The sequence below is a fragment of the Arthrobacter sp. NicSoilB8 genome (genome assembly GCF_019977355.1).
GTDB lineage: Bacteria > Actinomycetota > Actinomycetes > Actinomycetales > Micrococcaceae > Arthrobacter.
In genome coordinates this window covers 1,441,399-1,464,627 of sequence record NZ_AP024655.1, presented here as the reverse complement: position 1 = coordinate 1,464,627, position 23,229 = coordinate 1,441,399, and the positions used below count along the sequence as shown (strand labels likewise).

The 23,229-nt window shown below is 68.8% G+C and carries 20 protein-coding genes; 5 read left to right on the top strand and 15 right to left on the bottom strand.

Annotated elements, in window-relative coordinates:
• Nucleotides 1–1,047 carry an L-threonine 3-dehydrogenase gene (gene tdh, locus LDO15_RS06505; protein ID WP_223985181.1) on the bottom strand — a complete coding sequence of 349 codons (1,047 nt, stop codon included), beginning with the start codon at nt 1,045–1,047 and terminating at the stop codon, nt 1–3.
• Between the two features lie 216 nt (nt 1,048–1,263).
• Between tdh and LDO15_RS06500 the strand changes: the two genes are divergently transcribed.
• Nucleotides 1,264–2,178, top strand: coding sequence for a LysR family transcriptional regulator (locus LDO15_RS06500; protein WP_223985180.1), 915 nt, complete (start codon nt 1,264–1,266; stop codon nt 2,176–2,178).
• A gap of 87 nt (nt 2,179–2,265) precedes the next feature.
• Here the strand turns inward: LDO15_RS06500 and gatB are convergent, their stop codons facing one another.
• The 4 genes from gatB to LDO15_RS06480 all read right to left on the bottom strand — a co-directional run bounded on the left by gatB (nt 2,266) and on the right by LDO15_RS06480 (nt 7,363).
• On the bottom strand, nt 2,266–3,774 hold the full coding sequence (gene gatB, locus LDO15_RS06495; protein ID WP_223987149.1) for an Asp-tRNA(Asn)/Glu-tRNA(Gln) amidotransferase subunit GatB: 1,509 nt from the start codon (nt 3,772–3,774) through the stop codon (nt 2,266–2,268).
• Nucleotides 3,771–5,375: an Asp-tRNA(Asn)/Glu-tRNA(Gln) amidotransferase subunit GatA gene (gene gatA / locus LDO15_RS06490; RefSeq protein ID WP_223985179.1), complete on the bottom strand. Its 1,605-nt coding sequence runs from the start codon at nt 5,373–5,375 to the stop codon at nt 3,771–3,773. The genes gatB and gatA overlap by 4 nt, the downstream gene beginning before the upstream one ends.
• 5 nt (nt 5,376–5,380) lie before the next feature.
• Nucleotides 5,381–5,677, bottom strand: a complete 297-nt coding sequence (gatC, locus tag LDO15_RS06485) for an Asp-tRNA(Asn)/Glu-tRNA(Gln) amidotransferase subunit GatC (protein ID WP_011691167.1) — start codon at nt 5,675–5,677, stop codon at nt 5,381–5,383.
• Between the two features lie 165 nt (nt 5,678–5,842).
• Complete coding sequence (locus LDO15_RS06480) at nt 5,843–7,363, bottom strand: SLC13 family permease (protein WP_223985178.1); 1,521 nt, start codon at nt 7,361–7,363, stop codon at nt 5,843–5,845.
• A gap of 180 nt (nt 7,364–7,543) precedes the next feature.
• Here LDO15_RS06480 and LDO15_RS06475 point away from each other — a divergent pair, with 180 nt between their 5' ends.
• Complete coding sequence (locus LDO15_RS06475) at nt 7,544–9,280, top strand: sensor histidine kinase (RefSeq protein ID WP_223985177.1); 1,737 nt, start codon at nt 7,544–7,546, stop codon at nt 9,278–9,280.
• The gene (locus LDO15_RS06470; protein ID WP_223985176.1) at nt 9,273–9,944 is read left to right on the top strand and encodes a response regulator; all 672 of its coding nucleotides are present in this window, start codon (nt 9,273–9,275) and stop codon (nt 9,942–9,944) included. Before LDO15_RS06475 ends, LDO15_RS06470 begins: the two co-directional genes overlap by 8 nt.
• Before the next feature lie 92 nt (nt 9,945–10,036).
• Here the strand turns inward: LDO15_RS06470 and sulP are convergent, their stop codons facing one another.
• The 10 genes from sulP to LDO15_RS06420 form a co-directional block, all read right to left on the bottom strand.
• Nucleotides 10,037–11,761: a sulfate permease gene (gene sulP, locus LDO15_RS06465; protein ID WP_223985175.1), complete on the bottom strand. Its 1,725-nt coding sequence runs from the start codon at nt 11,759–11,761 to the stop codon at nt 10,037–10,039.
• Between the two features lie 119 nt (nt 11,762–11,880).
• A complete protein-coding gene (locus tag LDO15_RS06460; RefSeq protein WP_223985172.1) occupies nt 11,881–12,264 on the bottom strand; it encodes a RidA family protein in 384 nt (127 codons plus the stop codon).
• Nucleotides 12,265–12,365: 101 nt separating this feature from the next.
• Nucleotides 12,366–12,869: a GNAT family N-acetyltransferase gene (locus LDO15_RS06455; RefSeq protein WP_223985169.1), complete on the bottom strand. Its 504-nt coding sequence runs from the start codon at nt 12,867–12,869 to the stop codon at nt 12,366–12,368.
• Between the two features lie 112 nt (nt 12,870–12,981).
• A complete protein-coding gene (locus LDO15_RS06450) occupies nt 12,982–13,824 on the bottom strand; it encodes an inositol monophosphatase family protein (protein ID WP_223985166.1) in 843 nt (280 codons plus the stop codon).
• Complete coding sequence (gene ligA / locus LDO15_RS06445) at nt 13,821–16,115, bottom strand: NAD-dependent DNA ligase LigA (protein WP_223987146.1); 2,295 nt, start codon at nt 16,113–16,115, stop codon at nt 13,821–13,823. The genes LDO15_RS06450 and ligA overlap by 4 nt, the downstream gene beginning before the upstream one ends.
• A 134-nt stretch (nt 16,116–16,249) precedes the next feature.
• Nucleotides 16,250–17,038 carry a protein phosphatase 2C domain-containing protein gene (locus LDO15_RS06440; protein WP_223985163.1) on the bottom strand — a complete coding sequence of 263 codons (789 nt, stop codon included), beginning with the start codon at nt 17,036–17,038 and terminating at the stop codon, nt 16,250–16,252.
• A gap of 141 nt (nt 17,039–17,179) precedes the next feature.
• The gene (locus tag LDO15_RS06435) at nt 17,180–18,496 is read right to left on the bottom strand and encodes an adenylate/guanylate cyclase domain-containing protein (RefSeq protein WP_223985160.1); all 1,317 of its coding nucleotides are present in this window, start codon (nt 18,494–18,496) and stop codon (nt 17,180–17,182) included.
• Nucleotides 18,486–19,085, bottom strand: coding sequence for a PH domain-containing protein (locus tag LDO15_RS06430; protein WP_223985159.1), 600 nt, complete (start codon nt 19,083–19,085; stop codon nt 18,486–18,488). Before LDO15_RS06430 ends, LDO15_RS06435 begins: the two co-directional genes overlap by 11 nt.
• Complete coding sequence (locus tag LDO15_RS06425; RefSeq protein WP_223985158.1) at nt 19,078–20,019, bottom strand: biotin--[acetyl-CoA-carboxylase] ligase; 942 nt, start codon at nt 20,017–20,019, stop codon at nt 19,078–19,080. The genes LDO15_RS06430 and LDO15_RS06425 overlap by 8 nt, the downstream gene beginning before the upstream one ends.
• 174 nt (nt 20,020–20,193) lie before the next feature.
• Nucleotides 20,194–21,081, bottom strand: coding sequence for an NAD(P)-dependent oxidoreductase (locus tag LDO15_RS06420; protein ID WP_223985157.1), 888 nt, complete (start codon nt 21,079–21,081; stop codon nt 20,194–20,196).
• Nucleotides 21,082–21,285: 204 nt separating this feature from the next.
• Here LDO15_RS06420 and LDO15_RS06415 point away from each other — a divergent pair, with 204 nt between their 5' ends.
• Both LDO15_RS06415 and LDO15_RS06410 read left to right on the top strand, forming a co-directional pair.
• A complete protein-coding gene (locus LDO15_RS06415) occupies nt 21,286–22,869 on the top strand; it encodes an acyl-CoA carboxylase subunit beta (RefSeq protein WP_120953719.1) in 1,584 nt (527 codons plus the stop codon).
• Between the two features lie 5 nt (nt 22,870–22,874).
• A complete protein-coding gene (locus LDO15_RS06410; RefSeq protein WP_223987144.1) occupies nt 22,875–23,126 on the top strand; it encodes an acyl-CoA carboxylase subunit epsilon in 252 nt (83 codons plus the stop codon).
• The last annotated feature ends 103 nt before the right edge of the window (nt 23,127–23,229 follow it).

Sequence of the window (23,229 nt, the reverse complement as noted above, 5' to 3'; positions counted from 1 at the left end):
CTAGAAAACGGTCCAGTCCAGGACCACCTTGCCGCCCACACCGGCGCGGGCCACCTCGAAGCCCTTTTCCCAGTCGGTGGCGGGCAGCGTGTCCGTGACGACGGCGGAGATGTTGGCGTGCAGGACCGGGTTGGAGGAGAGCATCGCGCTCATCGCGTACCAGGTCTCGAACATTTCGCGGCCGTAGATGCCCTTCATGGTGAGCATGTGCGTGACCACCTTGCCCCAGTCGATGTCGATGGACTGGCTGGGCAGTCCCAGCATCGCGATCCGGCCGCCGTGGTTCATGTTGTCGATCATCTCAGGCAGGGCGGTGGGGTGTCCCGACATTTCCATGCCGATGTCGAAGCCTTCGCGCATGCCAAGTTCCCGCTGGGCGTCCCTGACCCGCATCTTGGAGACGTCGATCGCGAGGTCGACGCCGAGCTTCCGGGCCAGTTCCAGCCGGGGGGCAGAGACGTCGGTGATGGCGATCTTGCGGGCGCCGGCGTGCCGGGCGACGGCGATCGCCATGAGCCCGATGGGGCCGGCACCGGTGATCAGGACGTCCTCGCCGACGAGCGGGAAGCTCAGGGCGGTGTGGACGGCGTTGCCGAAGGGGTCGAAGATGGCGCCCAGCTCGGGCGTGACGGAGGGATCCTGGTGCACCCAGACGTTGGTCTCGGGGATCACCACATACTCGGCGAAGGCGCCGTCGCGCTGGACGCCGACGCTGACGGTGTTGATGCACATCTGCTTGCGGCCGGCGCGGCAGTTGCGGCAGATCCCGCAGACGATGTGGCCTTCACCGGAAACCCGGTTCCCGACCTTGACGTCCAGGACGTCCTCGCCGATTTCGACGACCTCGCCGTAGAACTCGTGGCCGGCGATCAGCGGGGCGTTGATGATGCCCTGCGCCCACGCGTCCCAGGACTGGATGTGCAGGTCCGTGCCGCAGATGCCGGTGGTCATGACGCGGATCTTGACGTCGCCCGGACCTGTCTCCGGCTCGGGGCGGTCAACGAGCTCGAACCCTGCGTGGGCGCCGGCCTTGTAGAGAGCCTTCATGGGCCTTCCTAACTGTGCTCTGTGGTTCTTGTTCCGTGTTGTGTCCCGCGTTGTTTTTGTCCCGCGTTCTCCGCGTTTTGCTCCGCGCGTTCAATTCCGCCGCGCGGCGCGGGCGTGTGGGACAACTCACCCCATTAGACCCACCACAAAGCATTAGCACAACCGAATTTTTCTCAATCGACGATTTAGAAATTGCTGTTGCATAGAATGGCTGGCATGGAAATCCACCAACTGGAGATGCTGCGCGAGCTCGGCGCCCTGGGCAGCGTCAAGGCCGTCGCCGAAACCCTCCTCGTGACGCCCTCGGCCGTGTCCCAGCAGCTGGCCGCGCTGCAGAAGACCGTGGAGGTTCCGTTGACCCGGAAGGAGGGCCGGAACCTGGTGCTCACCGAGGCAGGCCAGGTTCTCGCGGACGCCGGCGCCGCCGTCGTCAGCGCGATGGCGGATGCGAAGATGGCGATCGGCGCCTATCACGGCTCGCCCGTTGCGCCGGTGACGCTCAGCGGGTTCCACAGCGCCGGGCAGGCGCTGTTCGCGCCGCTGGCCCGGCTGCTGGACGGTCCGGGCCGGCCTCGGATCCTGCTCTCCGACGAAGATGTGGCCCAGCAGGATTTCCCGGCCCTGACGGCGCGGTATGACCTCGTGCTGGCGCACCGGATGGATCACAGCCCGCGCTGGCCCGAGGAGCGCGTCGCGGTGATCCCGCTCGCGCATGAGCCGCTGGACGTGGCGCTGCCGGCCGGGCACCGGCTGGCCGGCCAGCGCGCGGTGACGGCGGATGACGTCGTCGGCGAACCGTGGGTGACGAGCCGCGCCGGGTACTCCCCCGCGGACGTGCTGTCCGCCGTCGCGGCGGTCTCCAGCCGGGAACTGAACATTGTGCACCGCATCAACGACTACTCCACCGTGGCGGCGCTCGTGGCGGCCGGCGGCGTGATCGGCCTGCTGCCCCGGTACACCGCGCGGCCGGTGTTGAACCCGGACATTGTGCTGCGGCCGCTGGAGGGCATCAGCACCCGGCGCCGGATCGACGTCCTGGCCCGGCCGGAGAACCTTAAACGAACATCGGTCATGATGGTCTGCGAAGCGCTGCAGACCATCATGACCGATTTGGTCGGTTCACCCAAGTAAGCCGGTTCACCCAAGTAACTCGCAGCAGGGGCCGTTTAGAGCGCTCAAAACGGCCCCTGCTGCGAGTCAGTTGGGCGGGGGTGCGACCTAGCCTTCGACGCCGAGGCGCTGAAGGATCAGCTCGCGGACGCGGCCGGCGTCGGCCTGCCCGCGGGTGGCCTTCATGACGCCGCCGACGATCGCGCCGATCGCCTGGAGCTTGCCGCCGCGGATCTTGTCCGCGACGTCGGGCTGGGCGGCGAGTGCGGCGTCGATGGCTTCGAGCAGCGGGGCATCGTCGGAGACCACGGCGAGGCCGCGCTTCTCGACGATCTCCGCCGGGGTGCCCTCGCCGGCGAGCACGCCGTCCAGGACCTCGGCGGCCATCTTGTTGTTGATCTTGCCGTCCTCGACCATCTGGTTCAGTTCCACGATGGTGGCAGGCTTGACGCCGAGCTGGCCGGGATCGACGTCGGCGTTCTTGGCCCGGCCGACGATCTCGCCCATCCACCACTTGCGGGCCACCGTGGGGGTGGCGCCGGCGGCGATGGTTTCCTCGATCTCGTCCATGACGCCGGCGTTGACGACGTCGCGGAACTCCAGGTCCGAGTAGCCCCAGTCGGCCTGCAGGCGCTTGCGGCGTGCGGCCGGCGGCTCGGGCAGGGTGGCCCGCAGCTCTTCGACCCATTCGCGGGAGGCGGTGATCGGGACCAGGTCCGGTTCCGGGAAGTAGCGGTAGTCGTCGGCGTCGGACTTGGCCCGGCCCGACGTCGTGGTCCGGGTGTCCTCGTGCCAGTGCCGGGTTTCCTGGATGACCGGCTCGCCGGAGTCCAGGACGGCGGCGTGCCGCTGGATCTCGTAGCGGACGGCGTGTTCGACGGCGCGCAGCGAGTTGACGTTCTTGGTTTCCGAGCGGATGCCGAAGCGTTCGCGGCCGTGCGGGCGCAGCGAGACGTTGGCGTCGCAGCGGACGTTGCCGCGTTCCATCTTGGCGTCCGAGACGCCCAGGTTCTTGACGATTTCGCGGACGGCGGCGACGTAGGCCTTGGCGAGTTCGGGGGCGCGGCTGCCGGCGCCCTCGATCGGTTTGGTGACGATCTCGACCAGCGGCACGCCGGAACGGTTGTAGTCCACGAGGGAGTAGTCCGCGCCCTGGATGCGGCCGGTGGCGCCGCCCATGTGGGTCAGCTTGCCGGCGTCCTCCTCCATGTGAGCGCGCTCGATCTCGACCCGGAAGATCGTGCCGTCGGAGAGTTCGATGTCCAGGTAGCCGTCGTATGCGATGGGTTCGTCGTACTGGGAGGTCTGGAAGTTCTTCGGGGTGTCCGGGTAGAAGTAGTTCTTCCGGGCGAAGCGGCAGGTCTCGGCGATCTTGCAGTTCAGGGCAAGGCCGATCTTGATCGAGGACTCGATCGCGGTCTTGTTCACCACGGGCAGCACGCCGGGCATGCCGAGGTCCACCTCGTTGACGTTGGTGTTCGGCTCGTCGCCGAAGACGTTCGGCGCGGAGGAGAACATCTTGGTCTTGGTGTTGAGCTCCACGTGGACCTCGAAGCCCAGGACGGGATCGTACTTGTCCATGGCCTCTTCGAAGCTCAGGGTTGCATCAGTCATCAGTGTGAACCTCCGTGGCTCGCGGGGGCGCCAGTAGCAGCCGCCGGTGCAGAATCGGTCAGTGAAGCAGCCGCCGGTGCAGAATCGGTCAGTGAAGGAGCCTTGTCCAGCAGCGGTCCGCCCCACTGAGCCTCGAGCAGGGATTCCAGGACAGCGCCTACCCGGTACAGCCGGGCGTCCTGGCGGGCCGGCGCCAGCAGCTGGATGCCCACGGGCAGCCCGTCCTCGTCGGCCAGGCCGCCGGGCAGGGAGAGCCCGGGGACGCCTGCCATGTTGGCGGGGATGGTGGCGACGTCGTTGAGGTACATCGCCAGCGGGTCGTTGAGCTTCTCGCCGAGCTTGAACGCGGTGGTGGGCGCCGTCGGGGAAATCAGCACGTCCGCCTTGGCGAATGCGGCCTCGAAGTCGCGCTGGATCAGGGTGCGAACCTTCTGGGCCGAGCCGTAGTAGGCGTCGTAGTAGCCGGCGCTCAGGGCGTAGGTGCCGAGGATGATGCGGCGCTTGACCTCGTCGCCGAAGCCGGCGGCGCGGGTGGCGCCCATGACGCGTTCGATCGTCAGCGGTCCTTCTTCGGGCAGGACCCGCAGGCCGTACCGGACGCCGTCGAACTTGGCCAGGTTGGAGGAGGCTTCCGAGGGCATGATCAGGTAGTAGGCGCCCAGGGCGTACTTGAAGTTGGGGCAGGAGACCTCGACGATTTCGGCGCCGGCGCCCTTGAGCAGTTCGAGGGACTCGTTGAAGCGGTTCTCGACCCCGGCCTGGTAGCCCTCGCCGTGGAGTTCCTTGATGATGCCGATCTTCATGCCCTGGACGTTGCCGGTGCGGGCCGCGGCGACGAGGTCCTCGAGCGGATCCGGCAGGGAGGTGGAGTCGCGGGGATCGTGCCCGCCGATCACCTGGTGCAGCAGGGCCGAGTCCAGCACGGTGCGTGAGACCGGGCCGATCTGGTCCAGCGAGGAGGCCATGGCGATGGCGCCGTAGCGGGACACGCCGCCGTAGGTGGGCTTGACCCCGACGGTTCCGGTGACGGCGCCGGGCTGACGGATGGACCCGCCGGTGTCCGTGCCGAGGGCCAGCGGGGCTTCGAAGGCCGCGACGGCGGCAGCGGAGCCGCCGCCCGAGCCGCCGGGGATGCGGTCCAGGTCCCACGGGTTGCGGGTGGGACCGTACGCGGAGTGCTCCGTGGAGGAGCCCATGGCGAATTCGTCCAGGTTGGTTTTGCCCAGGATCGGCATCTTCGCGGCGCGGAGGCGCTCGACGACGGTGGCGTCGTAGGGGCTGTACCAGCCTTCGAGGATCTTCGAGCCGGCCGTGGTGGGCTGGCCGATGGTGACGATCAGGTCCTTGACCGCGATCGGCACGCCGGCGAGGGCGTGAAGTTCCTCGGCGGCGGCGCCCCCGGCGGCGCGGATCGCGTCCACTTCGGCGGCGACGGCGAGGGCCTCGTCGGTGTTGACGTGCAGGAAGGCGTGGACCTTGGGGTCGACGGCGGCGATCCGGTCCAGGTAGGCCTGGGTGACCTCGACGGAGGTGACTTCGCGGGCGGCCAGCTTGTCGGCGAGCGCGGCGGCGGAGAGGCGGATCAGTTCGTTGTTCTCAGTCATGGGTCTTAGTCCTCATCCAGGATTGCCGGGACCTTGAAGCGGCCTTCGTACGCGTCGGGGGCACCGGAGAGGGACTGCTCGGCCGTGAACGTGTGTCCCACGACGTCCTCGCGGAACACGTTGGTCAGCGGAATCGGGTGCGACGTCGCCGGGACGTCGTCACCGGCAGCTTCACTGACGGACTTCACGGATTCGACGATGACGGCGAGTTCGCCGGCCATCCTGTCGAGCTCTTCAGCACTCATCTCGATGTGCGCGAGACGCGCGAGATGCGCGACGTCGTCGCGGTTGATCGCAGCCATGGATCTCCCCTGCAAGTTCGGATTATTTTCCGTCCCAGTCTACGTGGGTTCGCATGCTGTTACTTCCCTGCCCCATCCCCTACAACGACAAGCAACGCGGGGTCACTTACGGTCCATCCCGGGCCTCCGGATGGGCCGTAAGTGACCCCGCGTTGCTTGTGGCGGTCAGCCGATGCCGATGGCTCCGGTTGCCGCTCCTACTCCCAGCATGACCAGGGAGATGACGGCCGTGCGCCAGAGGACCTTCTTGTGGTGGTCGCCGAGGTCCACCTTGGCCAGGGAGACCAGGAGCAGGATGGCCGGGACCAGGGGGCTCTGCAGGTGGAAGGGCTGGCCGGTGATGGAGGCGCGGGCCATGTCGGCGGCGCTGACACCGTAGTGGGCTGCCGTTTCGCTGAGGACGGGGAGGACGCCGAAGTAGAAGGCGTCGTTGCTCATGAAGAACGTCATCGGGATGCTCAGGACGCCGGTGATGATGGCCATGAACGGCCCCATGTCCGCTGGAATGATCTGGACGAGCCATTCCGACATGGCCTTGACCATGCCCGTGCCGTTGAGGACGCCAGTCAGGACCGCGGCGGCCATGACCATGCTGACGACGGCGACGATCGAGGGAGCGTGGGCGATCAGCTGGGCACCCTGGTCCTTGACCTTGGGGAAGTTGACCAGCAGGGCGATGGCGGAGCCCACCATGAAGACGAACGGCAGCGGAACGACGTTGGCGACGAGCGTCGCCATGACCGCGACCGTCAGGCCAAGGTTGAACCAGAACAGTTTGGGACGCAGGGTCTTGCGGTTGGGGTCCAGGGCGGTGTCGGCCATGGCGGAGTCGCGGTCGTCGACGAGGTCCTCGGTGCGTTCCAACACCGCAACCGCGGAACCGCCGGTTGCGGGGCTTACGACGGCGGCCGTTCCGCCGGCGGGGCCGGAAACCTTGGGGCCGGAAACCTTGGGGCCGGAAACCTTGGTGCCGAAGCCAAAGCGGCCGGAGCGGCCGGTGCCGCTGCCGCCGTCGGAGGCGCCGCCGTCGAACTTCAGGGCATCGTCCGTACCCCAGATCTCGGGGGCGGTGCTGCGGAGGCGGTTGCGTTCCTGCAGGCCGAGCAGCCAGGAGAAGACCAGCACCACGATGAGGCCCGCGATGAGGGACGGGACCATGGGCACGAAGACATCGTTGACGTCGAGCTTCAGCGCGGTGGCGGCGCGGGCGGTGGGGCCGCCCCAGGGCAGGATGTTCATGGTGCCGTTGGCGAGGCCGGCGACGCAGGTCAGGACGACGGGGCTCATCTTGAGCCGCAGGTAGACCGGCAGCATGGCCGCGGTGGTGAGGATGAAGGTGGTGGAGCCGTCGCCGTCGAGGGACACGGCCGCGGCGAGGATGGCGGTGCCGAGGACCACCTTGGCGGGGTCGTTGCCGAGCTTGCGCAGGATGAACCGGACCAGCGGGTCAAAGAGTCCGACGTCGATCATCAGGCCGAAGTAGATGATCGCGAACATCAGCAGCGCCGCAGTGGAGGTCATGGACTTCATGGAATCCATGACCATGGGGCCGATGCCGAGGCCCGCGCCGGCGAAAAGACCGAAAATTGTGGGGACGATGATGAGCGCCAGCACGGGCGTCAACTTCTTCGTCATGATCAGCACCATGAATACCGCGATCATGGCGAATCCTAGTAATACCAGCACGGCCGGCTCCTTCTTCTTTGAATGACACCACTCCGGTGTGATGCGCACTACAGACGTTAGAGTGGCGTCCGTCACGGCTGGGCCTTTGGCTCAATTGATTGGCATACTGCTTATTGGACGCATTTTGCGCATTTTGCTCACGATCGTTTAACCCAGTACAAACCACCAGGCAGGAGCCCGATGAAGCGCCGCACAGCTCTGCCGGCCCTGCGCTTTTCCACCCAGACGCTGCTCCTGCAGCTCGGCGTCGTGGCGCTGGTGGTGCTTCTGAGCAGTGCCGTCCACGCCTGGCTGACGTACGATCGGCTGGGCCGCGAGGCGGAGAGCCAGGCGCTGACCCTGGCCCGGACGGTGGCCTCGGATCCGTCCGTGCGGGCAGAGGTCCAGTCCATCAGCGTCCTTCCCGCCGCTCCCCCGGCGCCCGAGCTGCTGGCCGGTCCGTTGATGGCGGCCGCGGAGGGTGCCCGCGCCCGCACCGGGGCGCTGTTCGTGGTCATCACGGACGAGACCGGCATCCGCCTGGCGCACCCGGACGCGGAACGGCTCGGCGAAAAGGTCAGCACCGACCCCTCGGAGGCCCTCGCCGGCAGGGAGGTCACCACGCGCAACACGGGCACGCTGGGACCGTCCGCCGGAGCCAAAGTCCCGGTCTTCGCCCCGGGCTCCACGGCAGTAGTGGGTGAGGTGAGCGTGGGGTACTCCACCGAATCGATCAGCCAAAGCCTGGCCCGGGACATCATCCCCATCGCCGTCACGGCCGCGGGCGCCCTGCTCGCCGGCGTGCTGGCCTCGTTTCTGCTGCGGCGGCGGCTCCAGCGGCTGACGCTCGGGCTCGAGCCCGAAGAGATCAGCACCCTCGTGCACGACCAGGTGGCCGTGCTGCAGGGCGTCGACGACGGCGTGATCGGCGTTTCGGCCGACGGCAGGGTCAGCGTGTTCAACGCCGCCGCCCAGCGGCTGCTCGGTGCTCCCGACCTCGCGGGCACGATGTGGGCCGACGCGCCGGTGCCGGCCCAGCTCAAAGCCCTGACCCGGGCCGACGCGGCCGAGGGCGACGCCGTGGAACTCGTCGCCGGCGGCCGGGTCCTGGTGGCGAGCGCCCGCAAGGCCCTGCACCGCCGCGAGGATCTGGGCTGGGTGGTGATGCTGCGCGACCGGACCGAGCTGCAGCAGCTGACCCGCCAGCTCGACGCCGTCGGCACCATGTCCGCCGCCTTGCGGGCGCAGCGCCATGAGTTCGCCAACCAGCTGCACACGATCGCCGGGTTCATGAGCATCGGCCAGCCCCAGCAGGCCAAGGACTATCTGGCCCGGCTGGCGGCCACGGGGCCGCTGACGTTCCCGGTGGACCAGGCCGAGCTGCTCCAGGATCCCTATCTGCAGGCCTTCCTCGGCGCCAAGGGCGTCGAGGCGGACGAGCGCGGCGTGAGCCTCCGCCTCGGCCCGGAGTCCCTGGTCCGCGGCAACGTCACCGAACCGCAGGATGTCACCACCGTCCTGGGGAACCTGATCGACAACGCCGTGAACGCCGCCGTCGCCGGTTCTGCCGCCGAGCGCTGGGTGGAGGTGGAGGTGCTGGACGAGCCCGGCGTCGACGGCGGCGCCGGCACGCTTCACATTGTGGTCGCCGATTCCGGCGACGGCCTGGGCGCCGGGATGACATCAGCGGAGGCCGAGGCAGTGTTCGCGGAAGGCTATACGACGTCGGAACGCCCCGCGCGGGCAGGCGCCGGGCAGGGCCTGGGGCTGGCGCTGTCCCGGCAGCTCGCGCGGCGCCGCGGCGGCGACGTGCGGGTGCTGGACCCCGGTTCCCCGGGCGGCCCGGGCGCCGTGTTCGTCGCCACCCTGCCGGGGACGACAGGCGCGGGGACGACGGCGGAACCAACTGAACCAAGCGGAAAGGACAACGATGCCTGAGGATTTTAGGGTGCTGATTGTCGATGATGATTTCCACGTCGCCAAGCTGCATGCCGCCTATGTGGATTCGGTGGCCGGATTCCTGGCGCTGCCGCCGGCCGGATCGGCGTCGCAGGCGCTGCAGGCCATCCACAGCCTGCGCCCGGACCTGGTGCTGCTGGACGTCTACCTCCCGGACGCTTCGGGGCTGGACCTGCTGCACCAGCTGGACGTGGACACCGTGATCCTGAGCGCTGCCTCGGACCCGGCCTCGCTCCGGCTCGCATTCCGCCGCGGGGCATTGGGCTACCTGCTCAAGCCGTTCACGGCCGAGGCCCTGTCACAGCAGCTGCGCTCCTATGCGCGCTACCGACGGATCCTGGCGCAGCCGGGCTCCGTCAACCAGGAGACGGTGGAACGCGCCAAGCGGGCCTTGGTCCCGGGCGACGTCGTCGCGTCGGCGCGTCCCCGCTCGGCCACCGAGGCCGCGGTGCTGGAATCCCTGGTTCCCGGCGAGCAGTACTCCGCCGCCGACGTCGCCGCCCGGGTGGGCGTTTCCCGGGCCACCGCCCAGCGGTACCTGTCCTCGCTCGCGGACGACGGCGCCGTCGACATCCAGCTGCGCTACGGCACCACCGGCCGGCCCGAGCACCGCTACGGGATCCCGGCCGGCACCGGCGAGTAGCTCCCCCGTCAGCTCGGCACCACAAGCAACGCGGGGTCACTCCCGGCCCATCCCGGCGGTCCTGATGGGCCGGAAGTGACCCCGCGTTGCTTCTAGCCGGCGTCCGGGCCGTTCTGTGCTGCCTCCTGCCGCGCCTGCTCCGCCTGCACGGCCCGGTGGATGTTGCCATGGATCATGTCCGCCCCGATGCGCTCGATCACGCCGTCGCGCTCCAGCACCGCCCGAACCGCGGGCTTCAGCCGGGTCAGGCGCAGGTTGACGTCGGACTCGCGGGCAAGGTCCGCAATGTCCGCCATCTTCGCGACCCCCTGGGAGTCGACGAAGTTGATCCCCCCGCAGTCGAGCACGATCCCCGTGATCCCGGGCGTTGACCGGATAACGTCCCGCAACCGGTCCTCGAGGGCATCGGCGGTGGCGAAGAAGAGTCCGCCGTCGAACCGGATCACGGCAACCCCGGGAATCACCTCATCGCCGGGGTGCTCAGCGGCTTCGCGGAAGACCTGGGTGCCGGGCTCGCGGCCCAGGGACGGCATCTCCGGGTGGGTGGCGACCCGGACGAGCCAGATGAGCGAGAGCCCGATCCCGATAATCACGCCCGCCAGGACGCCGAAGATGAGGGTGCCCGCGATCGCCGCGACCGCAATCCAAAAATCGAACTTCTGCACCCGGGCCAGGCGGCGCATCTCCGGGACGTTCATCATGCCCATGACGACAGCCTCGATGATCAGCGCCGCCAGTACCGGCTTCGGCAGGATCGAGAACAGTGGCGCCAGGAAGAGCAGCGTGAGCAGCACGGTGACGCCGGAGGTGAGGGAGGCCAGGCCGGTCTTCGCCCCGGAGTGGTCGTTCAGCGAGCTCGCGGACAGGCTCGTCGAGACCGGCATCCCTTTGAAGAGCCCCGCGGCGATGTTGGCCAGCGACTGGGCGATGGATTCCTGGTTGATGTCGATCTGGTAGCGGTGCTTGGCGGCGAACGCCCGTGCATCCCCGGCGGTCTGCGAGAAGCCGATCAGGACCAGCGCCACCGCCGCGAGCGCCACGGTGGCCGCGTGATCCCACATCAGCTGGCCGTTCGGGACCTGAAGTGAGGGCAGCCCCCTGGGGACGTCACCCACGAGAGCCACGCCCTTGGCGCCGAGATCGAACAGGGCCGCCGCCAGCAGGCCGCCCACTACCAGCACCAGGGCGCCGGGAACTCTCGGCGCGATGGCCTTCAGTCCGAAGACGACGGCGAGCGCGATGACGCCAACCACCACGGTTGCCTGATGCGCCTCGCCCAGGGTGCCCAGCCATGACCACAGCTCCTGGATCGGGTTCGAGCCGGTGACCTCGGTCCCGGTGAGCTTGGGAAGCTCGCCGATCACGACGTCGATCGCCGCGCCGAAGAGGAAGCCGGTGACCACGGCCCGGGAGAGGAACTGCGCGATCCAGCCCATCTTGAGGACGGCCAGAAGCAGGAAGAGTATCCCGGAGGCGAGGGTGATTCCCGCAACGAACGAGGCGACGTCCTGCTCGCCGGTGATACCTGCCGCGAGCACGGCGCTCGCAGCCACCGCCGCCAGTCCCGAGCTCGGGCCCATCGAGATCTGCCGGCACGTGCCGAAGACCGCATAGACGATGGCTCCCGCAGCCGCGGCGTACAGGCCGTTCTGCAGCGGTATCCCGGCAATGCCCGCGTACCCCAGGTTCTTCGGAACGATCAGGGCCGCGACCGTGACGCCGGCGATCAGATCGCCGCGCAGCCATGTGCGGTCGTAGGAGCGGAACTGGCCGATGAGGGGGACCTTGGAGGGTCCCTGCCCTTGCGCCCTGGTCATGCGCCCTTCATACCCCAAGTCCGGCCGTTCCGCCAGAGTCCCGGAAAGCAACGCGGGGTCACATACGGTCCATCCGGAGGTCCGGGACAGGCCGTATGTGACCCCGCGTTGCTTGGGGGTTAGCTGGCGCTCTTCTGGGCGACGAGTTCGATCTCGACGAGCATCTGGGGGTCCAGGAACGGCAGCACGTGGACGAGCGACAGCGTGGGCCGGATCTCGCCGAAGACCTCGCCGTGGGCGCGGCCTGCTTCTTCCCACTTGCTGATGTCCGTCAGGTACAGCTTGGACTGCACCACGTCCTCGAAACCGAAGCCTGCCTCGGCCAGGACCGCCCCGAGCTTCTGCAGGATGTAGCTGGTCTGGGTGTAGAAGTCCTCTCCCACGATGCCGTCCTCGCCGCTGGCAGCGGTCGCGGAGATGTAGAGGGTGTTGTCGACCTGGACGGCCCGGGAATAGCCGAGCGTCTGTTCCCAGGTGGAGCCGGTGCCGAAGGTCTTGCGCATGAGATGCCTTTCGCGGGGGTGGGGATTCGGCACCACTCTAGGTCGCGGAAGGCTCGGGCCGCCAAAAGCGGCCGCTTTGTGTCGGGATCAAAGTTCCGGGATCAGAGTTCCTGGCGGTAGACGAGCAGCCGGATGTCCGTGCCGGGCACCAGCCAGTCGCGCTCCGGGGCGCGGACGAAGCCGGTCTTCCGGTAGAGGCCGTGGGCGCTTTCCCAGCTAACGCCGGTGGTGAGGGCCACGGCATGGATTCCGGGCAGGGACCGGGCATGGTCGAGGATGGCCTGGACCATGGCTTTGCCGGCGCCGCTGCGCTGGACCGACGGATCCACCACGAGCATGCGGAACTCCAGCTCGTCGCCGAGGGCGATGTCCGCGTACGGCTCGCCCGCGACGGCCAGCGTCACGGAGCCGAGGATGACGCCGTCGCGCTCGGCGACCCAGATGGTCGCGTGCGCCGCCCGCCGGGCGACGTCCTGGATCTGCCGCATGTAAGGATGGTCCGCGTCCTCAAAGTAGCCCGCGGCCAGGTAGGCGTCCCGGGTGATGCGCGCTATGGCGTCGAAGTCGGCCGGACCGGCGGGGCGAATGAGGATCTGCGAAGGCACCTGTCAATGGTACGGGCGCCCGACGCGGCCCCGCCCCGGAAGGGCCGTTTCCGTGACTGAACTATCACTCCGGCCGGGACCAGGCCTGGGGAACGGCCCCCAAGGCAGGGCCTCAGAGGGGGAACTTGCCGGAGAGTTCCAGCGACCCGGCGCAGGTCCAGGCGGCCAGGCGTTCGTCGTCGGACGGGCCGCCGGCCAGGGGGCTGGTGAGCCGCGGCCGCCGCACCCAGCAGCCCGCTTCCTCCGCGATCAGGGCCCCGGCGGCGAAGTCGTGTTCGTTGAGCCCGCGCTCGCCGTAGGCGTCGTGGGTGCCGTCCGCCACGAGGCAGAGGTCCAGCGCGGCCGAGCCCAGCCGGCGCATGTCGGCAAAGCCGTCCATGAGGCTGCCCAGGCCCGTGGCCTGTTCAGCCCGCACGCCGGGATCGTAGCTGAACCCCGTGGCCAGGATCTGGCCGGCCCGCCCCGGGACGGGGCCAAACAGGGCGCCCAGCCGGCCCTGCTCCTCAAGCCAGGCCCCCTCGCCGCGGGACGCGTAATAGGTGCGGCCCAGCGCCGGGGCGCTGACGACGCCGGCCAGCCAGACGCCGTCGGGGTCCGCCACCGCCACCGAGGTGGCGTAGTAGACGATGTTGCGGATGAAATTGGTGGTCCCGTCGAGCGGGTCGATGGACCAGCGGTAGCCGCTGGGCTCCGCCGGCAGGACGGTGCCGCCTTCCTCCCCGGTGATGATGTCCCGCGGCCGGGCAGCGGTGATGACGTCCCGGACGGCGGCTTCGGCGGCGAGGTCGAAGGCCGTCACCCAGTCTCCCGAGTCGCCTTTGTTGCTGACATCCAGGGCTGCGGCCTGCCGGGTGGCCAGGACCGCGGCGCCCGCGGCCGCAGCCGCCTTGGCCAGTTCCAGCAGCGCCGCCGTGCCGGGATCGGACGCGGGCGGGACAGCGGCGTGGGAGCTCATTCGGCCGCCGCTCCATCGACCCCGTGGGCCTCGCCGTCGTCGTCCGGATCCTCGTCGTAGTCCAGGCCCTCGACGTCGTCCGGTTCACCGGAGCCGACCGGGCCGTTCGCCAGCAGCGCCCGGAAGCCGTCCTCATCCAGGACCGGGACACCGAGCTGTTCAGCCTTGTCCAGCTTGGTGCCCGCGTTCTCCCCCGCCACCACGTAGCTGGTGTTCTTCGAGACCGAACCCGCGGCCTTGCCGCCGCGGATCAGGATGGCCTCCTTGGCCTCGTCCCGGCTGAAGCCCTCGAGGCTTCCGGTCACCACGACGGTCAGTCCTTCCAGGGTCCGCGGCGTGGACTCGTCGCGCTCGTCGGCCATCCTGACGCCGGCTGCCGCCCAGCGGTCCACGATGTCGCGGTGCCAGTCCTCGGCGAACCATTCGGTCAGCGCCTGGGCGATGACCGGGCCCACGCCGTCGACGCTGGCGAGCTCCTCTTCGGAGGCCTGCCGGATGGCGTCCATGCTGCCGAACGCGGTGGCGAGCGCGCGGGAGGCCCGCGGGCCGACGTGCCGGATGGACAGCGCCACCAGGACCCGCCACAGCGGCTGGGACTTGGCCTTCTCGAGTTCCCGGAAGAGCTTGTCCGTGGTGGCCGTGGGTTTGGACGGGGTCTTGGTCGTGGCCTTGGTGTAGAAGTAGGGCACGAGCTCGAATTCCCCCGTGCCCGCGCCCTTGGAGCGTTTCTCCCGGCGGACGCGGACGTCCGCGAGCTGCTCCGGAGTGAGGTCGAACAGTGTCGCCTCGGTGGTCAGCGGCGGCGTGGCGGGCTCGGCGGGCTGGGTCAGTGCGATGGCGGCTTCCCAGCCGAGGGCCTCGATGTCGAAGGCGCCGCGGCCGGCGAGGTGGAAGACGCGTTCTCGCAGCTGCGCCGGGCAGGACCGGGAGTTGGGGCAGCGGATGTCCACGTCCCCTTCCTTCCCGGGAGCCAGCGGCGTGCCGCAGGCCGGGCACTCGGTGGGCATGATGAAGTCGCGGACCGGAGGGTCCTGGGCGTCCCGGAGCGCCAGGACCGGGCCGACAATTTCCGGAATGACGTCCCCGGCTTTGCGCAGCACCACGATGTCGCCGATCTTCACGCCCTTGGCCTTGACCACTTCCTGGTTGTGCAGGGTGGCCATTTCCACGGTGGAGCCGGCAACCTTGACCGGTTCCATCACGCCGTACGGGGTGACCCGGCCGGTGCGGCCGACGTTGACGGCGATGTCCAGCAGTTTGGTGTGGACCTCTTCCGGCGGGTACTTGTAGGCCACGGCCCAGCGCGGCACCCGGGACGTGTAGCCCAGGGCCCGCTGGGTCGCGAAGTCGTCCACCTTGACCACAATGCCGTCGATCTCGTGGGTGAGGCTGTGACGTTTGTCGCCATAGCGCTTGATGAACGCCAGCACGTCCGCCAGCCCGGACAGGACCTCGAAGTACGGGCTCGTGGGCAGGCCCCACTCGGCGAGCTGGCGGTAGGTGTCCGACTGGCTGACGGTGTGGAGTCCCTCGCGGGCGCCGATGCCGTGGACGTACATCCGCAGCGGCCGCTTGGCCGTTTCCGCGGGATCTTTTTGCCGCAGCGAGCCGGCGGCGGCGTTGCGCGGATTGGCCAGCGGCGCCTTGCCGGCCTCGATCAGGGCCGCGTTGAATTCCGCGAAGGCCTGGGACGGGATGAAGACCTCGCCGCGGACTTCCATCTCGGCGGGGAAGCCGGTGCCGCTGAGCTGCTGCGGGATTTCCTTGATGGTCAGGACGTTGTGGGTGATGTCCTCGCCGGTGGTTCCGTCGCCGCGGGTGGCGGCCCGGACCAGCACGCCGTCGCGGTAGAGCAGGTTGACGGCCAGGCCGTCGATCTTCAGTTCGGTGAGCCACGACGGCGGGTTGCTGCCGTTGCCGAGTTTGGCGATGCCCGCCTCGGCCTTCGCCATCCACGCCTCCAGCTCCTCGAGCGAGAAGACGTCCTCCAGGCTGTACATGCGCTGTAAATGTTCGACGGCGGCAAAGGCGGCGGAGACTTCGCCGCCCACTTCCTGCGTGGGCGAATCGTTGGCCACCAGCTCCGGGTGCATGGCTTCGAGTGTTTCCAGCCGGCGGTAGAGCTCGTCGAACTCGGCGTCGGAGATGATCGGCGCGTCCTGCTGGTAGTACGCAAAGCGGTGTTTGCGGACCTGTTCCACGAGGTCCTCGTATTCCGCGCGGATGTCCCCGGACGGGACCCGCTCCCCGTCGGGGGCCAGGGGGTCCGTGACGTGCCCGGGGGCTTCCATGGCTGCGTTTTCAGTCCGTGCTGCGGTCTCTGCTGCGGTCTTCCCTGTACTCACAGACCTATCCTGCCTTAGATCGGCGCCGTTGTCCGGTCGGCGCCGGTCAAGTCAGCGCCCTCAAGTCAGCGCCGGTCCGGTCAGGCGCGGGCATCCCCGGCTGCAGTCCGGGCGTCGACCACGATCGCGGTAATGTTGTCCCGGCCGCCGCTGCGCAAGGCCGCCTGGATCAGTTCGTCAACAGCCGCCTGGGGGTCTGCCTCGGACGCCAGAATCCCGGCAATCTGCTCATCGTTCAGCTCGCCGTTCAGACCGTCGGAGCAGACCAGAATCCTGTCGCCGTCCTCCATGGGAAGCAGCCAGTAGTCGGCCTCGGCTTCGTCACCGGCGCCCAGCGCGCGGGTCACGACGTGCCTGCGCGGGTAGACGGCGGCCTCGGCTTCGGTGATCTGGCCGGCGTCGACCAGTTCCTGCACCTCGGAATGGTCCACGCTGACTTGGGCCAGCTGGCCGTGGCTGAAGCGGTAGGTGCGGGAATCGCCGATGTTGAGGACCAGCCAATAGGGGACGCCCAGTTGTTCCACCACCACGACGCCGGACAGCGTGGTCCCGGCCCGGGATCCGGTGGCCTCGCGGATGTCCGTGTCAGCCTTGAACAAGTATTCCTGGAGGATGCCGGCGGTGGCGTCCCGGCTGCCGGTCTTCAATTGCGGCAGCTCCGCCAGGGTGCGCACGCAGATTCCGCTGGCAACTTCGCCCGCCTCGTGGCCGCCCATGCCGTCCGCCACCGCAAAGACGGGATCGTCGGCGATGAAGGAGTCCTCGTTCATCTCGCGGCACAGGCCCCGGTCCGTGCCGTACCCGCACTGCAGCCGCAGTCCCCGTTGCCCGTCCGACGGCGGGAAGGGGGCGTCTGGAGTTGGGTTCATGGCCGTCCTAAATCAAGAGGTGCGCGCGTTAGTTGGCGGCGATCACAAACCCGGCCGGCTCGCAACTGCCGGTCCGACTATTGCATACGGGCAGCACAACTGAGAAGACCGCCACGGCCCGCGGCCGCGGCGGTCCGGAACTCAGTCCAGGACGAGGCCCCGGCCGCTGCCGTGCTGCAGCTGCACCGGGTGGATTTCGCCGAACCCGCGGACGTCCTCGGCCGGGCGGGGCACCAGGACGAAGCGTTCGTCGCGCTCCAGGGCGGCCGCGGTCATGGAATCCACGAGCACGGTTCCGGGGTCCGCGAGGGCGGTCAGGCGTGCGGCGAGGTTGACGGTGGGACCGTAGATGTCGCCCAGGCGGGAGAGGATGCGTCCCCAGACCATGGCCACGCGGGCCTGCGGCAGGATCTCGTCCTCGGTGAAGGCGCGGGACAGGGCCAGCGAAATCTCGGCGCCGGCCGCGGGCGTTTCGGCAATGTAGAGGACTTCGTCGCCGACGGTCTTGACCAGGCGGCCGCCGCCGACGGAGATGATTTCGGCGCATTTGTTTTCGAAGCGCTGCACCAGCTGGGCGAGGGTTTTCTCGTTCATCCGGCGGGACAGGCTGGTGTAGGACACGAGGTCGGCGAAGCCCACGGCGCGGGCCAAGGGCAGCGGGGCGTCGTCCTCGTCGCCTTCGCGGCCCTCCTCGCTGGACTGCAGCCCGGCTTCGGCCCGGACCGCCAGGCGCTGGACGGCGGCGTTGAGCTGGCGGCGCCAGGAGTAGACGAGCATGTCCTCGAGGGCGTCAATGAGGTTCGGCAGCTCGCTGACCAGCCGTTTGCGGGCGACGGCGTCCGGCACCCCCTGTTTCTGGACCATGTCTTCCACGAGGGCCTCGACCTGCCAGACCACCATCCGGTCCGTCATCTGCCCGATGGCCCGGGTGACGGAAATGGCGGCTTCCTCGGTCAGCTTTCCCTCGCGCACGAGGTCCACGATGGAGGACAGGGCGGACTGGTCGCGTTCGGTGAAGGCGACATCTTCGTCCCCCAGGTTGGGGAAGCCAAGGGCGCGCCAGAGTTTCCGGGCCGAGAGGAGCGAGAGCCCGGCGCCGGCGGCGACCTCACGACGCCGGAGCTTGCGTTCGCCGCCCAGCAGGCGGGCTTCCAGGGCCTTGGTGGCGAGCCGCTCGGCGGACATCGTCCCGGTGGGCGGGGCGGCGGATTCAACTGCGGATTCAACTGCGGGTTCATCGGGCTGGTCGCCGGGGCCGGCGCCGCCTGCGTCGCCGGGGTCGCCGGCAGCGTATCCGGCGTGGGGCGCGTCGGGGCCGGCGTCGAAGCCTGCGTCGGAGGGGTCGTCGGCGGCAGGCTGCGGGGTGACGGCTGCCGGTTCAGAGACGACGTCTCCGGGCTCCCGGGGCAAATCCGGGGCGGCGAGGTCAATGTCCTGCTGGACGTTCTCAGCGTTCATCTCTTCCACCTTCTCTCGTCTCCCACGGCATGGCCTCTCCCGGGTTGGGTGTCATTCCTTCGGTCCCGTACGCCCGGCCCTCGGGCAGGTCGGCGATGGCGTCAAGCATGAAGTTGCGGAACGTCGCGACCTCCGGGACGTCGCGGACCACTGTTCCCAAGGGGTACCCGGTCTCCAAGGATATATTCCCCGAGCGCAATAGGCGCTGCAACAACGATTGCTCAATGGCCACATGGCGGACTGCGGCGAGGGGAACCTGTTCATCGCGCCGCCGTAACATGCCGTAGCGGGTAACTAATCGCTGGCTGGTCAGGATGTAGCGCGTGGCGTGCCATGCAATGACCCGCGGGAGGCAATAGCCCAGCAGGACCCAGGCCGCCAGCCCCAGACACACAGCGACCAGCCAGGGCGTCCATTCCTTGGGGACGAGGGGTACGAACTTTGCGGGGCCGCCCTTGACGACCCAGGCGCAGGCGTACGCGGCCAGCGCGGGAACCACAACGAACAGCAGCGCCGGGACAATGAGCATCCTGGGCTGGGGCCGGGTCAGCACAATCACCTGCTCTCCCGGCAGGAGCACTTTACGCATAACCGCTTTCTGCCCCGCCACGGCCGGCGTCGCCGTGCCCGCCGGTTCCGGCCGGGTTCCACGGCCGCAGGTGCACGACGTCCCCGGCGGTCACCACGTGTTCGTGGCCCGTCGCGTCCACCACCAGGAGCGAACCGTATTCGTCCAGGCGGGTCGCGTGGCCAATGATCTCGTGGTCGCCGGGGAGCTGGGCACGGACCTGCTTGCCGAGGGTCGTCAGCAGGTGTTCCACCCTCTTGTGCAGCGACGGGCCGCCGGCCATGCCGGCGGCGGGGTCGCCGTCGGCGTTGCAGAAACTCCGGTACAGCGTGGCGAAGCGGGACAGGTAGCTCTTGAGGAGGTCGGTCCGGTCCACGGTGTCCGCGTTCTCGAGCAGCACGGACGTCGCGGTGGGCACCGGGAGCTCGGCCTCGGTCAGCGTGACGTTCAGGCCGGTGCCGAGAATCACCGGCGGCGTGCCTCCGCCGGCGAGCGGGCCGAGCTGGGCCAGGATACCCGCGATCTTCCGGCCCCGCACCAGTACGTCGTTGGGCCATTTGAGTTCCGCGGGGAGGCCGGCCGCTTCCGTCAGGGCCTCACGCAGGGCGAGCGCGGCGAGGAGGGAGAGCCACGAGTAGCTGTGGGTCGGCAGCGGCCGGCCGTCCGCGTTGACCGGGCGGAGCACCAGTGAGACGGAGACCGAACTGCGGGGCGGGGCCTCCCAGCGGCGGTCGAGGCGGCCGCGCGCGGCGGTTTGGTACTCGGCCGTGAGCACCGAGAGGTCCGGCCAGGCGCCGGGGTCCTCGGTCACGCCGCGCAGGAGGTCGGCGTTGGTGGAGCCGGTGGAATCCACCACCGTCAGGCGCGGAATCCCGTTGGCGGACAGGAACGCCTCATCGCTGAGGGCATTGAGGTCCAGGGGCGGACGGTCCGGGGTTTCCTGCAGGGCTTCCATGCTTGAATCCTACCGAGGAAAGCCCGGCCCGGCTCCGGCCCCTCCGCGCGGAAACTCCCCCTCTTTGGCCGGCATCTGCGGCGGGTCGGCCCGACATGCCGGGGATTTTCGGCGTCGGGCCCTCGAAGGTGGGGAAATTCCGCGGGGGCAGGCGGCCCAAAACACCCAGCAAGCTCAGAGGAAGATGTCAGGGACCAGCCGGTCCTCCGGCGCGCCGAGGCTGTACGGGCTGAAGTCCGTCACCCCGGCCGCCGCGAGGACCTCCTCATCAGTGTAGAAGTTCCCGCTCCGGCTGCCGTCCGGGGCGAGCACGTTGCCGCCAGTCAGCACGGCGTGGGCGGCATCGGCCATGATTTCGGGGCCGCGGGCGCCCTTGACGATCGTCTCGCCGCCGGGCATGTTGCGGATGGCCGCGGTGTCGATCAGGGTGCACGGCCAGAGCGAGTTCACGGTGACTCCGTCCGCCTTGAGCTCCTCGGCCAGCCCCAGGGTGGTCAGGCTCATGCCGTACTTGGCCATGGTGTAGGCCAGATGCATGCCGGCCCACTTGGGGTCCAGGTTCAGGGGCGGGGAGAGCGTCAGGATGTGCCCGGCGGATGCGCGCAGGGCAGGCAATGCCATCTTGGAGAGCAGGAACGTGCCCCGGACGTTGATGTCCTGCATGAGGTCGTAGCGTTTCATGTCCACGGCGTCGGTGGAGGACAGGTCGATCGCCGAGGCATTGTTGATGACGACGTCGATCCCGCCAAAGCGGTCGACGGCGGCACCGACGGCACCGGCGACGTCGACGTCGTTGCGCACATCGCCAACCAGCGGCAGCGCCCGGCCGCCCGCGGCCTCAATCTGTTCGGCGGCCGTATAGACGGTGCCCTCCAGCTTGGCGTGCGGCTGGCCGGTCTTGGCCATCAGGACGATGTTGGCGCCGTCCCGGGCGGCGCGGAGCGCGATGGCCAGGCCGATGCCGCGGCTGCCTCCGGAGATGAGGACAGTGCGGCCCTGAAGGGAACCGGCGGCCTGGTAGGGCCCGGCAGCGGTGCCCGAAGCATCATTGCTTGAAGTCATGAGCACACTCTAGCGGACCAATGTTACTGGTGGGTAACAAGGCGGTGCGGGAGCTTCGCCGCGGGAAAATTGTAGGTTCCCTACAGCGGCACCGGCCAATACCGTCACTAGACTTGCCAGCAGAGCCCTGCTTTTGTGGATTCCAGCCAAAGGAGCCAGCGGGCCGGGCACCGAATAACCTAGCGACAGAGCCGGAGACACTTGATGAGCCACGATCTGACCACGACTGCGGGAAAGCTTGCAGATTTCCGCGACCGCCAGGCCCGTGCCGAGCAGCCCTCCGGCCCGGAAGCTGTTGTCAAACAGCACGCACGCGGCAAGAAGACCGCCCGCGAGCGCATCGACCTCCTGCTGGATGCGGGGTCCTTCGTCGAATTCGACGCTTTGGCCGTGCACCGGTCCACCGCGTTCGGCATGGAGAAGAAGAAACCGCTGGGCGACGGCCTCGTCTCCGGCTACGGCACGGTGGACGGCCGCCCGGTGGCCGTCTACAGCCAGGACTTCTCCGTCTACGGCGGCTCGCTGAGCCAGGTCAACGGCGAGAAGATCGTCAAGGTCCAGGAGTTCGCGCTGCGCAATGGCTGCCCGGTGGTCGGCATCCTGGACGGCGGCGGTGCCCGCATCCAGGAGGGCGTGGCCTCCCTGGCGATGTTCGCCGACATCTTCCGCAACAACGTCCATGCCTCCGGCGTGGTCCCGCAGATCTCCCTCATCATGGGCCCCTCCGCCGGCGGCGCGGCCTACTCCCCCGCCCTGACCGACTACGTCGTCATGGTGGACAAGACCTCGCACATGTTCATCACCGGCCCGGACGTCATCAAGACGGTCACGGGCGAGGACGTGGACATGGAGACCCTGGGCGGCGCGCGCCAGCACAATGCCACCACCGGCACTTCAACCTACCTGGCCTCCGACGAGGCCGACGCGGTGGAGTTCGTCCGCGAACTGCTGGACTTCCTGCCCTCCAACAACCTCGCCGAAGCCCCGGTGCTCGAGCACCAGCAGGAGCTGGAAATCGACGACGACGACCTCGCCCTCGATGTCCTCATCCCGGACTCGGCCAACCAGCCCTACGACATGCGCAAGGTCATCGAGCAGATCGTGGACGACGCCCACTTCCTGGAGATGCAGTCCCTCTACGCCCCGAACGTGATCATCGGCTACGGCCGGGTCGAGGGCCACACAGTCGGCATCGTGGCTAACCAGCCCATGCAGTTCGCCGGCACCCTGGACATCGCCGCCTCGGAAAAGGCCGCGCGCTTCGTCCGGCACTGCGACGCCTTCAACATCCCCATCATCACTCTGGTGGACGTGCCGGGCTTCCTGCCCGGCAAGGACCAGGAGTTCCAGGGCATCATCCGCCGCGGCGCCAAGCTGCTTTACGCCTACGCCGAGGCCACCGTGCCCAAGCTGACCGTGATCACGCGCAAGGCGTACGGCGGGGCGTACATTGTGATGGGCTCCAAGAAGCTCGGCGCGGACCTCAACCTCGCCTGGCCCACCGCCCAGATCGGCGTCATGGGCGCCCAGGGCGCTGTGAACATCCTGTACCGCCGCGAACTCGCCGCGGTGGCCGAAGCTGGCGGCGATGTCGAGGCCAAGCGCGCAGAGGTGGTCCGCCAGTACGAGGAAGAGCTGCTCAACCCCTACCAGGCGGCCCAGCTGGGCTACGTGGACGCGGTCATTGCCCCGTCCGAAACCCGGGTGCAGATCATCAAGGGACTGCGCGCCCTCCGGGACAAGCGGGCCGCACTGCCCGCCAAGAAGCATGGGAACATCCCGCTGTGACGCCCATGGCAGAACCGGCTGTACCGGCTGTACCGGACGACGAAGCGGGCAGCGTCGCCGCGCCGGCCCTGCTCTCCGTAGTGAAGGGCGAACCGACGCCCGAAGAATTGGCGGCGCTGACCGCCGTCGTGCTGTCCCTGGGGCAGGCCGCGCAGGCAGCCCCCGAAAAGCCCGGCGTCCGGCACTGGGTCCGCCGGCAGCAGCTTCGGCTGGCCCCCCGGCCCGGCCCGGACGCCTGGCGCCGCAGCCTGGGCTAGGCGGCCCGGACTGACCGGACGGCCCGTTCACGCACCGGCGCCGGAAAAAGTTCAGTGACTCTTTCATAACCACGGCGGCCGGGCTAGTCTCGACGGGTGACTA

Excerpts from the sequence above, each read along its gene's own strand:
- tdh (WP_223985181.1), bottom strand. The coding sequence starts at position 1,047 with ATGAAGGCTCTCTACAAGGCCGGCGCCCACGCAGGGTTCGAGCTCGTT.
- LDO15_RS06500 (WP_223985180.1), top strand. The coding sequence starts at position 1,264 with ATGGAAATCCACCAACTGGAGATGCTGCGCGAGCTCGGCGCCCTGGGC.
- gatA (WP_223985179.1), bottom strand. The coding sequence starts at position 5,375 with ATGACTGAGAACAACGAACTGATCCGCCTCTCCGCCGCCGCGCTCGCC.
- gatC (WP_011691167.1), bottom strand. The coding sequence starts at position 5,677 with ATGGCTGCGATCAACCGCGACGACGTCGCGCATCTCGCGCGTCTCGCG.
- LDO15_RS06475 (WP_223985177.1), top strand. The coding sequence starts at position 7,544 with ATGAAGCGCCGCACAGCTCTGCCGGCCCTGCGCTTTTCCACCCAGACG.
- LDO15_RS06470 (WP_223985176.1), top strand. The coding sequence starts at position 9,273 with ATGCCTGAGGATTTTAGGGTGCTGATTGTCGATGATGATTTCCACGTC.
- sulP (WP_223985175.1), bottom strand. The coding sequence starts at position 11,761 with ATGACCAGGGCGCAAGGGCAGGGACCCTCCAAGGTCCCCCTCATCGGC.
- LDO15_RS06460 (WP_223985172.1), bottom strand. The coding sequence starts at position 12,264 with ATGCGCAAGACCTTCGGCACCGGCTCCACCTGGGAACAGACGCTCGGC.
- LDO15_RS06450 (WP_223985166.1), bottom strand. The coding sequence starts at position 13,824 with ATGAGCTCCCACGCCGCTGTCCCGCCCGCGTCCGATCCCGGCACGGCG.
- ligA (WP_223987146.1), bottom strand. The coding sequence starts at position 16,115 with ATGGAAGCCCCCGGGCACGTCACGGACCCCCTGGCCCCCGACGGGGAG.
- LDO15_RS06440 (WP_223985163.1), bottom strand. The coding sequence starts at position 17,038 with ATGAACCCAACTCCAGACGCCCCCTTCCCGCCGTCGGACGGGCAACGG.
- LDO15_RS06435 (WP_223985160.1), bottom strand. The coding sequence starts at position 18,496 with ATGAACGCTGAGAACGTCCAGCAGGACATTGACCTCGCCGCCCCGGAT.
- LDO15_RS06430 (WP_223985159.1), bottom strand. The coding sequence starts at position 19,085 with ATGCGTAAAGTGCTCCTGCCGGGAGAGCAGGTGATTGTGCTGACCCGG.
- LDO15_RS06425 (WP_223985158.1), bottom strand. The coding sequence starts at position 20,019 with ATGGAAGCCCTGCAGGAAACCCCGGACCGTCCGCCCCTGGACCTCAAT.
- LDO15_RS06420 (WP_223985157.1), bottom strand. The coding sequence starts at position 21,081 with ATGACTTCAAGCAATGATGCTTCGGGCACCGCTGCCGGGCCCTACCAG.
- LDO15_RS06415 (WP_120953719.1), top strand. The coding sequence starts at position 21,286 with ATGAGCCACGATCTGACCACGACTGCGGGAAAGCTTGCAGATTTCCGC.
- LDO15_RS06410 (WP_223987144.1), top strand. The coding sequence starts at position 22,875 with ATGGCAGAACCGGCTGTACCGGCTGTACCGGACGACGAAGCGGGCAGC.